Annotated in this window: 12 protein-coding genes; 11 read left to right on the top strand and 1 reads right to left on the bottom strand. The window is 71.5% G+C overall.

Going from position 1 to position 12,837, the window contains the following annotated elements:
* Positions 1-80: 80 nt before the first annotated feature.
* The 8 genes from AB0I60_RS24735 (at position 81) to AB0I60_RS24700 (ending at position 6,543) form a co-directional block, all read left to right on the top strand.
* Positions 81-1,052, top strand: coding sequence for an AAA family ATPase (locus AB0I60_RS24735; protein WP_360733314.1), 972 nt, complete (start codon positions 81-83; stop codon positions 1,050-1,052).
* The gene (locus tag AB0I60_RS24730; protein ID WP_360733313.1) at positions 1,049-1,378 is read left to right on the top strand and encodes a hypothetical protein; all 330 of its coding nucleotides are present in this window, start codon (positions 1,049-1,051) and stop codon (positions 1,376-1,378) included. Before AB0I60_RS24735 ends, AB0I60_RS24730 begins: the two co-directional genes overlap by 4 nt.
* Before the next feature lie 80 nt (positions 1,379-1,458).
* Positions 1,459-2,217: a segregation/condensation protein A gene (locus AB0I60_RS24725; protein WP_360733382.1), complete on the top strand. Its 759-nt coding sequence runs from the start codon at positions 1,459-1,461 to the stop codon at positions 2,215-2,217.
* Complete coding sequence (scpB, locus tag AB0I60_RS24720; RefSeq protein ID WP_360733311.1) at positions 2,214-2,918, top strand: SMC-Scp complex subunit ScpB; 705 nt, start codon at positions 2,214-2,216, stop codon at positions 2,916-2,918. Before AB0I60_RS24725 ends, scpB begins: the two co-directional genes overlap by 4 nt.
* Positions 2,911-3,651 carry a pseudouridine synthase gene (locus AB0I60_RS24715; RefSeq protein WP_360733309.1) on the top strand — a complete coding sequence of 247 codons (741 nt, stop codon included), beginning with the start codon at positions 2,911-2,913 and terminating at the stop codon, positions 3,649-3,651. Before scpB ends, AB0I60_RS24715 begins: the two co-directional genes overlap by 8 nt.
* Before the next feature lie 441 nt (positions 3,652-4,092).
* Positions 4,093-4,863, top strand: a complete 771-nt coding sequence (locus tag AB0I60_RS24710; RefSeq protein WP_360733380.1) for an ABC transporter permease subunit — start codon at positions 4,093-4,095, stop codon at positions 4,861-4,863.
* Positions 4,860-5,657 (top strand): ABC transporter permease, encoded by a 798-nt coding sequence (locus AB0I60_RS24705; protein ID WP_360733308.1) that lies wholly within the window; start codon positions 4,860-4,862, stop codon positions 5,655-5,657. Before AB0I60_RS24710 ends, AB0I60_RS24705 begins: the two co-directional genes overlap by 4 nt.
* A gap of 1 nt (position 5,658) precedes the next feature.
* A complete protein-coding gene (locus AB0I60_RS24700) occupies positions 5,659-6,543 on the top strand; it encodes an ABC transporter ATP-binding protein (RefSeq protein ID WP_360733306.1) in 885 nt (294 codons plus the stop codon).
* A gap of 84 nt (positions 6,544-6,627) precedes the next feature.
* On the opposite strand, the gene AB0I60_RS24695 is transcribed toward AB0I60_RS24700, so the two are convergent.
* The gene (locus AB0I60_RS24695) at positions 6,628-7,782 is read right to left on the bottom strand and encodes a 4-hydroxybenzoate 3-monooxygenase (RefSeq protein WP_360733305.1); all 1,155 of its coding nucleotides are present in this window, start codon (positions 7,780-7,782) and stop codon (positions 6,628-6,630) included.
* Between the two features lie 234 nt (positions 7,783-8,016).
* Here AB0I60_RS24695 and AB0I60_RS24690 point away from each other — a divergent pair, with 234 nt between their 5' ends.
* From AB0I60_RS24690 to AB0I60_RS24680, 3 genes are all read left to right on the top strand, one after another.
* On the top strand, positions 8,017-9,042 hold the full coding sequence (locus AB0I60_RS24690) for an ABC transporter substrate-binding protein (RefSeq protein ID WP_360733303.1): 1,026 nt from the start codon (positions 8,017-8,019) through the stop codon (positions 9,040-9,042).
* 252 nt (positions 9,043-9,294) lie between these two features.
* Positions 9,295-12,396: a nitrate- and nitrite sensing domain-containing protein gene (locus AB0I60_RS24685; RefSeq protein ID WP_360733301.1), complete on the top strand. Its 3,102-nt coding sequence runs from the start codon at positions 9,295-9,297 to the stop codon at positions 12,394-12,396.
* Positions 12,393-12,815: a roadblock/LC7 domain-containing protein gene (locus AB0I60_RS24680; protein ID WP_015103904.1), complete on the top strand. Its 423-nt coding sequence runs from the start codon at positions 12,393-12,395 to the stop codon at positions 12,813-12,815. The genes AB0I60_RS24685 and AB0I60_RS24680 overlap by 4 nt, the downstream gene beginning before the upstream one ends.
* Positions 12,816-12,837 lie beyond the last annotated feature (22 nt).

Raw genomic sequence — 12,837 nt, 5'->3', positions numbered from 1 at the left:
CGCTACGGCGAGGCGCGTTGCCGGGTGCCGGCGGTGTGCTTAGGCTGCGCCCAGGCAGAGGACTAGGAATCGGGAAGGCGATGTCGACACCGGAACACGCGGGCCCGTGGGGCGGCCCTCCGCCGCCCGCGCCACCGTCCGGTGTGCCGAGGGCGTCGGTCGAACTGAGCCTCGCCCCGCACGCCGCGCCGGCCGACGAGGACGCCGCGGAGCAGGCGGTGGGCGAGATAGGCCCCACCGGACGACCCCTGCGCTTCGTGGCCGAACCACCCCTGGTCGCCCACCACGGACCGGCCCGCATCCTGGCCGTCTGCAACCAGAAGGGCGGGGTCGGCAAGACCACGTCCACGATCAACCTCGGCGCGGCGCTGACCGAGTACGGCCGCCGCGTGCTGCTGGTCGACTTCGACCCGCAGGGCGCGCTGTCGGTCGGCCTGGGCGTGCACCCCCACCAGCTCGACCAGACCATCTACAACGTGATCATGGAACGCGACGTGACCGTCCGCGACGTGATCATGCGCACCCCCGTCGAGGGCATGGACCTGCTGCCCAGCAACATCGACCTGTCGGCGGCGGAGATCCAGCTCGTGTCCGAGGTCGGGCGCGAGCACACCCTGGTCCGCACCCTGCGCCCGGTCATCGACCACTACGACTACGTGCTGGTCGACTGCCAGCCGTCGCTCGGCCTGCTCACGGTCAACGCCCTCGCGGCGGCCGACGGCGTGCTCATCCCGCTGGAGTGCGAGTTCTTCAGCCTGCGCGGGGTCGCCCTGTTGATAGACACCATCGAGAAGGTCAGGGAGCGGTTGAACCCGAAGCTGGAGATCACCGGGATACTGGCCACCATGTACGACCCGCGCACCCTGCACTCCCGCGAGGTCATGGCGCGGGTGGTCGAGGCGTTCGGCGACGTCGTGTTCGACACGGTGATCAACCGCACCGTCCGGTTCCCGGAGACGACCGTGGCCGGCGAGCCGATCACCCGGTGGGCGCCGCGCTCGGCGGGCGCCAAGGCGTACCGCGCGCTGGCGCGCGAGGTGATCGCCCGGTGACCCGACGCCCATCACTGCCGGGCGCGTCCGAACTGTTCCGCCTCACCAGCCCCTCGGCCCTCGACGCCGTGCCCGCGCAGCCGGCGGAGCCCGAGCAGGCCCCGCGCCGGGGCACCGGCCGGCAGAAGCACTCGACCAAGATCACCGTGTACGTGTCGGACGAGGAGCTGCTCGCGCTGGAGCACGCCCGGCTGGAGCTGCGCGGCGAGCACGGCCTCGCCGTCGACCGGGGCCGGGTGGTGCGCGAGGCCATCGCCGTGGTGCTCGACGACCTGGAGGAGCACGGCGGGGACTCGCTGCTGGTCCGCAGGTTGCGCGAGCGGTGACCGGCGATGCCGCCCCGACCGGGACCGCAGCCGAGCCCCCGACCGACGTACCCGTCGCGGACGGCCGCTTCACGGTCAAGCTGACCAACTTCGAGGGCCCGTTCGACCTGCTGCTCCAGCTCATCTCGCAGCACACGCTGGACGTCACCGAGGTGGCGCTGCACCGGGTCACCGACGACTTCATCGCGCACATCCGGGCCCTGGGCGACGGCTGGGACCTGGACGAGACCACCGAGTTCCTGGTCATCGCCGCCACCCTGCTCGACCTGAAGGCGGCCCGGCTGCTGCCCGCCGGCGACGTCGAGGACGAGGACGACCTCGCACTGCTGGAGGCGCGGGACCTGCTGTTCGCGCGGCTGCTCCAGTACCGGGCGTACAAGCAGGTCGCGGCGCTGTTCGGCGAGCTGGAGCAGGGCGCGTACCGGCGCTACCCCCGGTCGGTCGCGCTGGAGGAGCGCTACGAGGGCCTGCTGCCCGAGGTGATGCTCGGGGTGGACGCCCGGCGCTTCGCCGAGATCGCCGCCGCCGTCTTCCGGCCCCGGCCGGTCCGCACGATCTCCACCGACCACGTCCACCAGCACCGGGTGTCGGTGCGCGAGCACGCCTCGCTGCTGCGGGAGCTGCTCGCCGCGCGCGGCACCACCACCTTCGCCGAGGTGGTCGCCGAGTGCACGGAGACCATGGAGGTCGTGGCCCGGTTCCTCGCGCTGCTGGAGCTGTACCGGGAGAGGGTGCTGGCCTTCGAGCAGCCCGACCCGCTGGGCGAGCTGGTCATCACCTGGGTCGGCGGCGAGGACGCCGGGACGCACGCCCGGGACGAGGACGAGGAGTACGGGTGACCCAGCCGCCAACCGGGCCCGACGGGACCGGACCGACCGCCGCCGAGCCGGCCGGGGACGGGTTGTTCCCCGCGCCGGACGCTGCCGCTCGACCGGACACCGCCGTCCGACCGGACGCCGCCGACGCGCCGGAGGAGGTGGCGGAGGGGCTGCCGGACCTCTCCGACGACCGCGAGTTCGAGGGCGCGCTGGAGTCCGTGCTGCTCGTCGTGGACACCCCGATCGACGAGAAGCAGCTCGCCGGCGTGTTCGTGCAGCCCGTGCGGCGGGTCACCCGCGCCCTGCACGCGCTGGCCGCCCGGTACACCGACCAGCGCAGCGGCATCGACCTGCGTAGAATCGGCGACGGCTGGCGGTTCTACACGCGCGACCGCTTCGCGCCGTTCGTGGAGAAGCTGCTGCTCGACGGGCAGCGCGCCAAGCTCACCCGGGCCGCCCTGGAGACCCTCGCCGTCATCGCCTACCGGCAGCCCGTGACCCGGGCCCGGATCGCGGCGGTGCGCGGGGTGAACGTCGACGGGGTGATCCGCACGCTGGTCGCGCGCGGGCTCATCGCCGAGACGGGCACCGACACCGACACGGGCGGCCTGCTCTACCGCACGACCGAACTGTTCCTGGAGCGGTTGGGGCTGTCGTCGCTGGACGACCTGCCGCCGATCGCCCCCCTGTTGCCCGAAGTGGATGCGATCGACGATGTCTGACCAGGGACCCGAAGGGATTCGGCTCCAGAAGGTGCTCGCCAAGGCGGGCATCGCCTCTCGACGCGTGGCCGAGGAGCTGATCGAGCTGGGCCGCGTCCAGGTCGACGGCGAGGTGGTCCGCGAGCAGGGTCGGCGGATCGACCCGGAGACCGCCGTCGTGCACGTCGACGGCGTGCGCGTGGTGCTCAAGGACGACGTGGTCACGCTCGTGCTGAACAAGCCGCGCGGCGTGCTGTCCACGATGCACGACGACGCGCACCGCCCGTGCGTCGGCGACTACCTGCACAACCGCAAGGAGCGGCTGTTCCACGTCGGGCGGCTGGACGCCGAGACCGAGGGCCTGCTGCTGCTGACCAACGACGGCGACCTGGCGCACCGCCTGATGCACCCGTCCTACGGCGTGTCCAAGACCTACCTGGCCGAGGTGCCGGGCCCGGTGGCCAAGGACGTCGGCAAGCGGCTGCGCGCGGGCATCGAGCTGGAGGACGGGCCGGTCAAGGTCGACTCGTTCAAGCTGGTCTCCTCCGCGCCCGGCCGGGCGCTGGTCCAGGTCGTGATCCACGAGGGCCGCAAGCACATCGTGCGCCGGCTGCTGGAGGCCGTCGGCCACCCGGTGGAGCACCTGGTGCGCACCGCCGTGGGCGAGGTCCAGCTCGGCAACCAGCGCCCCGGCTCGATGCGGGTGCTCAACCGCCAGGAAGTCGGCTCGCTGTACAAGGCAGTCGGCATGTAGTCCCGCGCCGGGGTGTCCGGACCGGACACCCCGGCGCGTCGCCGTGGACCACGTGGTCCACCGTTCCGCTGTGGACCGCGCGTGACAGCCCGCGCGGCCCGGTGCCCCTGTAGCTCGCAACGGCCCGGTGCCGTCTGATCGCTCGCAACGGCCCGCCGTCGCGCACCCCTGACTTGATGCCCGATCGGGGCGTGGCCTCGCGTGGCGACACCACCCACGGTGACCGCCGGCGAGGGCGCGCGCACATCGCGGACCTGCCGTTCCGCCCCCCGCGACCCCCGGCGGCCCGCTCCCCGGCGTCCGGGACCGCTGCCGGCCGGCCCCTGGACCGGTGAATATTCGTGACAGTGATTTCCCGTGCACTCATTGTCGCGGCGGGTGCCGACTCTCTAGATTGAGCCGCGTCGGCTGGCGTTGATCAACGGGAAGTAGGCGTTGCGCGTGCGTGCGCTCACCCGAGGGCTGCTCGGTGTGGCCGGGTTCCTCGTCGTCTGGGAGCTGTTCGGCCGGTCGCGGTTGGTTTCCGAGGAGTACCTGCCGCCACCTTCGGTGGTGGGTGTCGAGTTAGCCGGGCTGCTGGGCGACCAGGCGTTCGCGCGCGACGTGGTCGCCACCGTGCTGGCGCTGCTGATCGCGGTGGGACTGTCCACCGGCATCGCCGTCCCCTTGGGACTGGTGCTGGGCAGCATCCCGTCGGTGCGGCACGCGACCCGGGCGGTGGTCGAGTTCCTGCGGCCGATCCCGTCCGTCGCGCTGATCCCGCTGGCCATCCTGGTGCTCGGCATCGGGCCGGAGATGAAGATCACGCTCGCCGTGTACGCGGCGGTGTGGCCCATCCTGTTCAACACCATCTACGCGCTCGACGAGCTGGACCCCCTGCTCGTGGAGACCGCCCGGGTGTTCGGCACCGGCCGCGCGCGGGTGCTGTTCTCCGTGGCGCTGCCCAGCTCCCTGCCGTTCGTCCTGACCGGGATCCGGCTGGCCGCCACGACCTGCCTGGTCGTGCTGGTCAGCGTGGAACTGCTGGCGGGCGGCTCCGGCGGCGGGCTCGGGCAGTTCATCATGAACGCGCGCAGCGGCGCCGGCCGGATGGACCTGGTCCTCGCCGGGACCGTGGTGGCGGGCGTGATCGGGTTCGCGGTCAACGAGGGCCTGGAACGCGCCCAGCGCCGCTGGGTCGCCTGGAGCACGGTCACCGGGGGGCGGTCGTGACCCGCTTCGTGCAGCGCTGGGCGGTGTTCGCGGGCCTCGTCGTGGCCTGGGAGCTGCTGACCCTGCTGGCCGACGACCCGTTCTTCCCGCGTCCCACGGTGATCGCCGGGGCGGCGTGGGAGCTGTGGCTGTCGGGCCCGGCGGACCGGCTGTTCCTCACCGACGCGGTGTTCGAGCACGTCCTGCCGAGCATCGGCCGGCTGTCCGCCGGGTGGGGCATCGCCGCCCTGATCGGCGTCGCGCTCGGTGTCGCGCTCGGCCGCTCCGCGACGGCACTGCAGTACGCCGGGCCGCTGCTGACGTTCCTGCGCTCCATCCCCCCGCCCGCGCTGGTCCCGGTGTTCCTGCTGGTGTTCAGCGTCGGCACGCAGATGCAGCTCGCCACGATCGTGTTCGGCGTGCTGTGGCCCATCCTGCTCAACAGCGTCGACGGCGCCCGCTCCGTCGACGCGACCAAGTCCGAGACCTCGGCGGTGTTCCGCATCCCGAAGTTCCAGTGGGTCCTCGGCGTCGTCCTGCCGGCCGCCGCACCGAAGATCTTCGCCGGTCTCCGGGTCAGCCTGTCGCTGTCCCTGGTGCTCATGGTCGTCTCGGAGCTGGTCGGCACCGACAACGGGATCGGGTCGCAACTCCTCGTCGCCCAACGGGAGTTCGACTTCCCCGACATGTGGGCCGGGATCGTCCTGCTGGGAGTCCTCGGCTACGCCCTCAACACCGTGCTCCTCGCCTTCGAGCGCCGCGCCCTGTCGTGGCAGCCGAAGCGGGAGCGCACCCCCGCGACGGTGGAGGCTTGACATGACCGCGATGTTGTCCGTGGCCGACCTCGGCCATACCTACCAGGCGAAGGACGGTTCGCACACCGCCATCGCCGACCTCTCGTTCACCGTCGGGCCGGGTGAGCTGGTCTGCGTGGTCGGCCCGTCCGGCTGCGGCAAGTCCACGCTGCTGCGCACCATCTCCGGCCTGGTCCGGCCGACCAGGGGCGAGGTCAGCCTGCACGGCAACGCCGTGGACGGCGTGCCGGAGGACCTGGCCGTGGTGTTCCAGGACTACAGCCGCTCGCTGTTCCCGTGGCTGTCGGTGCAGAAGAACGTCGAGTTCCCGCTCAAGCGCTCGCTGGGCCGCTCCGCGCGCCGGGCGCGGGCCGCCGAGGCGCTGGAGTGGGTGGGACTGTCCAAGGCGCACCGCAAGTACCCGTGGCAGCTCTCCGGGGGGATGCAGCAGCGGGTGGCGATCGCGCGGGCGCTGGCCTACCGGCCCGCCCTGCTGCTGATGGACGAGCCGTTCGCGTCGGTGGACGCGCAGACCCGGTTCGAGCTGGAGGACCTGCTGCTGCGGGTGAAGGCGGAGCACGACACGACGGTGCTGGTGGTCACCCACGACATCGACGAGAGCGTGTACCTGGGCGACCGCATCCTGGTGCTGTCCGGGTCGCCCGCCTCGGTGGTGGCGGACCTGCCGGTGCGGCTGCCCGAGCCGCGCGACCAGATCACCACGCGCGAGTCCGAGGAATTCGTGGCGCTGCGCGCCGAGGTGGCGCGGCTGTTGAACGTCGGCAAGGGCTCGGGTGAGCTGCGCGCCCGCCGCAAGGCCGACGAGCAGTCCGCCGCGAAATGGGCGGAGGCGGAACGCGCCGAGGTTTCCCGCGCCGAGGCCGAGGGCCGCGCCGCGTCTTCCTGACGGTCGCGCACCGCGCGCGGCGGGCGATTCCGCGAGGGAATCGCCCGCCCGGAGCCCGTCGCCCCCGGATTCGGGCAGCGGTGGTCAGGGACCGACGTAGTTTTGCGCGAAATACCCGGCGGAGGAGCCGGACCCGATGAGGTGTTCGAGCCTGGCCTGCCCCAAACGGCTGAGGAACGGCTCCGGCGAGCGGTGGATCATGAACACCATCCACTGCGAGAACTCCTGCGCACGCCACACGCGGCGCAGGCAGGTGTCCGAATACTCGCGCAGCCCCGTCTCGTCACCCGTCCGGTGGAATGCGGTCAACGCGGCGGCGAGCACTTCCGCGTCGTGCAATGCGAGGTTCATTCCCTTTGCGCCCACGGGCGTGATGATGTGCGCGGCGTCGCCGAGGAGGTAGAGGTTGCCGTGGTTCATCGGTTCCACGACGTGGCTGCGCATGTCCAGGATGCGCTTCTCGGTGATGCGCCCCTCGGTGAGCTTCCAGTCCGAGTCGCGCAACGCGAAGCGCTTGTGCAACTCGGCCCACACCCGCTCGTCCGACCAGTTGTCGACGGTGTCGTCCACCGGCACCTGGAGGTAGTAGCGGGAAACGGTGGAACTGCGCAGCATGTGCCCGGCGAAGCCGTCGGGGTGCAGCGCGTAGATCACCTTGTGCGTGGACGGCGGCGCCTCGGCCAGGACCGACAGCCACTCGATGCCGTGCTGGTGCGAGAACTCCTGGATCGCGCCGGCCGGGATGCTGCGCCGGGTCACGCCGTGGAAGCCGTCCGCGCCGGCGATGAACGAGCACTCCAGCCGCTCCGCCCGGCCGTCGGCGGAGGTCCAGGTCAGCGCCGGCTCCGAGGTCTCGATGCCGTGCAGCGCCACGTCGGTGACGCTGAACCGGACGTCGCCGCCGGCGTCGGTGAACGCGCCGACCAGGTCCTTCACGACCTCCTGCTGCGGGTAGACGTAGTGGGTCTGCCCGTCGTAGAGCGCCGAGTAGTCCACTTCGTACGCCTGCCCGTTCACCCGGAACTCGCAGGCGCCGTGCCGGTCCGCCTCGCGCAGCAGCCGGTCGGCCAGCCCGTGCCGGTCCAGCATCCGGACCGCCCGGTGCTCGATGACGCCCGCGCGCGGACGCGTCTCGACGTGCTCGCGGGTACCCCGCTCCAGCACCACGCAGGGGATTCCGGCCTGCTGGAGCAGGTTCCCCAACGTCAGCCCGGCCGGTCCGGCGCCGACGATCCCCACCGGACGCAGGTTGCTCTGTCCGGCCCATTCCCCATCAAGATCGCTCACCGCGTACCCCAACCTCTGGACAGCCTGTGCAAAGATGCTCACCGAAGGTAGTGGATCAGCCTTCGAGTGTCGGTCGACTGGGGCCTTGTCGAACCACCAAAGTCACTTTGAGTGGTTTGCACTGACCACATGTCGCCCGTGCATCCTGCCCCCGCAATGTCGCCACTCCAACAGGAGATGCCCCCCATGACTCGTAGAGTCGGCCTCTCGGCAAGAAGGATCCTCGGCGGACTGACCGCGCTCGCGATGCTCGCCGTGGTCTCCGGCTGTGGTCTGCTCGGCGGTTCCTCGGACAAGCCGGCGGACGGCGCAGCCGCCCCGGGCAAGGTCGAGAAGACCAAGATCAAGCTTGGTCTGCTGCCGATCCTCGACGTGGCCTCGGTGCACGTCGCCATCAAGAAGGGCTACTTCAAGGACGAGGGCCTCGAAGTGGAGCCGGTCTCGATCCAGGGTGGTGCCGCGGCCATCCCGGGTCTGGTGAACGGCGAGCTGGACATCACGTTCGGCAACTGGGTCTCGTTCTTCGCCGCGCAGGCCAAGGACGTGGCCAAGGGCGTCGACGGCCTCAAGCTGATCAACGACGGCTACCAGGCCAAGCCCGAGATGTTCCTGATCCTGACCGGCCCGGACTCGACCATCAAGTCGCCGAAGGACCTGGCCGGCAAGACGATCGCGATCAACACGTTCAAGAACATCGCCGAGCTGACCGCGAAGGCGACCCTGGAGGCCAACGACGTCGACCCCAAGTCGGTGACCTTCAAGGAGTTCCCGTTCCCGGACATGCAGGCCGCGCTGCAGAACAAGACCGTCGACGCCGCGTTCATGGTGGAGCCGTTCATCAGCAAGGCGCAGCGCTCGATCGGCGCGATCACGGTGCTCGACGCCGCGTCCGGCCCGACGGACGGCATCCCGGTCGCGGGCTACGGCACGACCGGCAAGTTCGCCAAGGAGAACCCGAACACCGTCGCCGCGTTCCAGCGCGCGCTGACCAAGGGCCAGCGCGACGCGGCCGACCGCCCCACGGTCGAGCCGCTGCTGGTCGAGTACGCCAAGGTCGACAAGGAAACGGCGAGCCTGGTCCACTTCGGCGAGTTCCCCACCACGCTCGACGCGACCCGGTTGCAGCGGGTGGCGACCCTGATGAAGACCTACGGCCTGCTGGAGAAGGAGTTCGACGTCAAGCCGATGCTCGTGGCGGCGTCGGGCAGCTGACCCGGTCGCCGGGGGAGTCCGGCGACGGGCTCCCCCGGTTTCGGCGTTCGACCGGCGACGTGAAATGGTGTGGCCGCGGCTTAGCGATCGTTTAGCCCGTTGCGCCGCGAGGTGCGGGACAATGGTTGATTTGCAAAACACCTGCGTCCTGGTCCGAACGGCGGTATGACTTCCGGGGATTTTCCACCAAGATCCACCGGGTTTGCAAGGACGTGTCGTTTACTGGCTGGGGGGCTGGGGAGTGTGCTGACGGTGCGCGGTCACGACGACCACGCCTCCGGGAGTGAACCGGAGCGGATTGAACCCGACGAGACGGTGGACGCCGTTCCGCCCGAACCGGGTCCGAGCACAGGCACCACCGCGCCCGCCGACCGGGAGGTCTCCCGGTGGCGCCTGCGCAACTGGAGGCTGCGCAGCAAGCTCGCCGTGGTGCTCCTGGTGCCCGCGCTGAGCACGCTGACCCTCGCGGGCCTGCGGCTCAACACCCAGCTCGACGACGTCGAGCTGTACGGCAAGGTCCAGCGCGAGCTCCAGCTCTCCGCCCAGGCCGCCGCCGTGGCCGACGCCCTCCACCTGGAGCGCGACGCCGCCGTGTGGTTCGTCGCCGGCGGGCGCGCGGACAACAGCGCCGACCTGGTCGCGCGGTCCGCGAAGGTCGACCAGGAGGTCGGCCGGTACCGCGACGTCGCGGAGTCCACCTCGGGCATCGAGGAGAGCGTGCGCGACTCGTTCCAGAAGTCGATGCAGGCGCTGGACGGCCTGTCCGCGCTGCGCAACACCACGCTGACCACGAAGTACCCCGACATCTCGGTGGCCAGCGCCTACGGCCAGGTGCTCAGCGCGCTCGCGCAGGTCCACCGCACCACGGCCAGCAGCCTGAGCAACGACCGGATCACCCCGCTCTCCGGCGCCAACCTCGCGCTCTACAGCGCGAAGGAGCAGCTCTTCCAGCAGAACGCGATCCTGCTGTCCACCGCGAAGCGCGGCGAGTTCGCGCCGGGCCAGGTCAACGCCCTGCGCGCGGCGCAGTCCCGGTTGGACGCGGCGCTCACCGACTTCGCCAACACCGCGAGCCAGGAGAACCGCCAGCGCTACTCCGACACGGTGTCCGGTGCCGCCGTGGACGCCCGCAGCCGGCTGGTGCAGCTCGCGCTGGTGCAGCAAGACGAGTCCGGCGAGGTGTCCATCTCCGACGCCGAGGTGATGCGGGTCGGCGAGGAGACCGGCGCGCTCTACCGGCGGATCGCGATGGACATCGAGAAGCAGGCCGACGACGTGTCGGTGGCGCTGACCGAGGAGGCCCGGGGCGCGGCCTGGCGCGACGCGGCGCTGGTCGCCGTCGCGCTGATCATCGCCTTCGCCCTGATGGCCTTCGTCGCGCGGTCCATGCTCACGCCGCTGCGCGTGCTGCGCCGGTCCGCGATGGACGTCGCCCGCAACCGCCTGCCGGAGGCGATCAAGCGCATCCGGACGCACCGCGACCCGGCCCGCGCGGCGGAGGAGTCGCTGGTGCCGGTGCCGATCCACACCACCGAGGAGGTCGGGCAGGTCGCGCGCGCGTTCGACGCGGTGCAGCGCGAAGCCGTCCGCCTCGCGGTCGAGCAGGTGGCGCTGCGCGCGAACGTCAACGACATGTTCATCAACCTCTCGCGCCGCTCCCAGGCGCTGGTCGAGCGGCAGATCACCGTCATCGACCGGCTGGAGCAGGACGAGCAGGACCCCGACCAGCTCGCCAGCCTGTTCGAGCTGGACCACCTGGCCACCCAGATGCGCCGCAACAGCGAGAACCTGCTGGTCCTCTCCGGCACCACGGTCAACCGCCGGGTCACCCGGCCGGTGCCGATCTCCGAGGTGCTCGGCGCGGCGGTGTCTGAGGTGGAGAAGTACGCCCGGGTGCAGGTCGCGCCCGCGCCGGAGCTGCGGGTGCAGGGCCGCGTGGTCAACGACCTCGCGCACCTCATCGCCGAGCTGCTGGACAACGCGACCGCGTTCTCCAAGCCGACCACCAAGGTGACCGTGCGGGCCATCGAGACCCGGCGCGGCGAGGTGTCCATCCGCATCCACGACCGGGGTGTCGGGATGCAGGAGCAGGACATCGTCGAGGCCAACACCAAGCTCGCCGACCCGCCCGAGGTCGACGTGTCGGTGGCCCGCGAGATGGGCCTGTACGTGGTCGGCCAGCTCGCCAAGCGGCACGAGATCCGGGTGACGCTGACCAACAACGACGACATAGAGGGCGGGGTGACCGCCCAGGTCGTGCTGCCCGTGTCGCTGCTGCACCGGGGCCCCGAGCCGCTGGCCCCCCGCCCCGCCGCGCCCGCGCTCCCGCAGCGTCCGGCGTCGCCGGAGCTGGAGGGCAGCGGGGTCGGCGTGCTGGCGGGCGTCCCGAAGTGGACGCCGGACCAGGCACCCGCGTCGTTCGCCACCCCGGACGCGACTCCCGCGCCGTTCCCGGCGCCCGCCGAGTCCGCGCCCTACCCGCAGGTCGTGCCCGCCCCGGCGGACGAGGGCACCAACTTCTTCGAGGTCGAGCAGACCTCGGCGGCCGACCTGTTCACCGCCACCGTCGCGGAGACCGTGCCGCCCGCCCAGGGCGCGATCGACTACTCCTACCCCGGCGCGGCCAAGGCCCCGCCGATCGTGGTGGAGGAGGACGACGCGTCCACTCAGCGGCTGCCGATCTACGAGGACGTGCTGTCACGCTGGTTCCAGGGCGGCGAGGGAGCGGAGGCGGCGGTGCAGGGCGAGCTCACCGACGGTGTGCCACCGGAGTCCCCGGCCGAGCGGACCATGTTCGCCGACCGGGTCGACCTGGTCGGCCCCGACGAGCCGTCGTCCGAGCCGACCGCGTTCACCGACCGCGCCGACCTCCTCGACGACCCGGTCCGCGCGGACAAGCCGGAGCAGGTGGAGCGGGTCAGCCCGCAGCCCACCGCCGCCGGCCTGCCCAAGCGCGCGCCCGCGCCGTCCCCCGTGCCCGCGACCGCTCCCGGCTGGGGACCGGCCGACGAGGGTTGGTCCGCTGCGGGCAAGGTGCTCAAGTCCGACGTGGACGACACCACCACCGCCGGTCTGCCCAAGCGGGTGCCCAACGCCCGCCTGATGCCCGGCTCCCTCAGCGCGCCGCCGCCGCGCCCGTCCTCGCCGTCCGCAACCGGGAACCCCGCCGCCTCGGGCGTGGCCACCGCCGCTCCGCCGCGTCGCTCCGCCGACCGGCTTCGCCAGCGGTTCGCCACCTACCAGCGCGGCATCCAACTGGGACGCGAGTCCGCCGACGACAACGGGATGCCCTGGGAGGGCGCACCGTTCGGCAACGGAGAAAACACCGGCAACCAAGGCAAGGAGCAGACGTGACCACCGCAGCCGAGGAACTGGACAACTTCAGTTGGCTGGTCGACGACTTCGTGAGCCGCGTCGCGGGCGTGGCCCACGCGATCGTGGTCTCCGCGGACGGTTTGTTGCTCGCGTCCTCGGAACGGCTCCCGATCGACCGCGCGGAGCAGCTCGCGGCCGTGGCGTCCGGTCTGGTCAGCCTCAACCTCGGCGCGGCGCGCTGCTTCGAGGCGGGCGACGTGAAGCAGACCGTGGTGGAGATGGAGCGGGGCTACCTGTTCCTGATGTCGATCAGCGACGGCTCGTGCCTGGCCGTGCTGGCCGCGCCCAACTGCGACATCGGCCTGATCGGCTACGCGATGACCCGGCTGGTCGAGCGGGTGGGCGTGCAGCTCACGCCGGAGATCAGGTCCCAACTGCACGTCGCCATGCGTGGCTGAGTCCTCTCCTAGGGAAAGCGGA

The sequence above is a fragment of the Actinosynnema sp. NPDC050436 genome, from assembly GCF_040655415.1.
Lineage (GTDB): Bacteria > Actinomycetota > Actinomycetes > Mycobacteriales > Pseudonocardiaceae > Actinosynnema.
Note: the sequence above shows the minus strand (reverse complement) of the source record. Positions and strands in the feature narration are given on the sequence as shown.

Bases quoted from the DNA above. Each gene is read 5' to 3' on its own strand.
- AB0I60_RS24735 (WP_360733314.1), top strand. From the start codon at position 81: ATGTCGACACCGGAACACGCGGGCCCGTGGGGCGGCCCTCCGCCGCCC.
- AB0I60_RS24715 (WP_360733309.1), top strand. From the start codon at position 2,911: ATGTCTGACCAGGGACCCGAAGGGATTCGGCTCCAGAAGGTGCTCGCC.
- AB0I60_RS24700 (WP_360733306.1), top strand. From the start codon at position 5,659: ATGACCGCGATGTTGTCCGTGGCCGACCTCGGCCATACCTACCAGGCG.
- AB0I60_RS24690 (WP_360733303.1), top strand. From the start codon at position 8,017: ATGACTCGTAGAGTCGGCCTCTCGGCAAGAAGGATCCTCGGCGGACTG.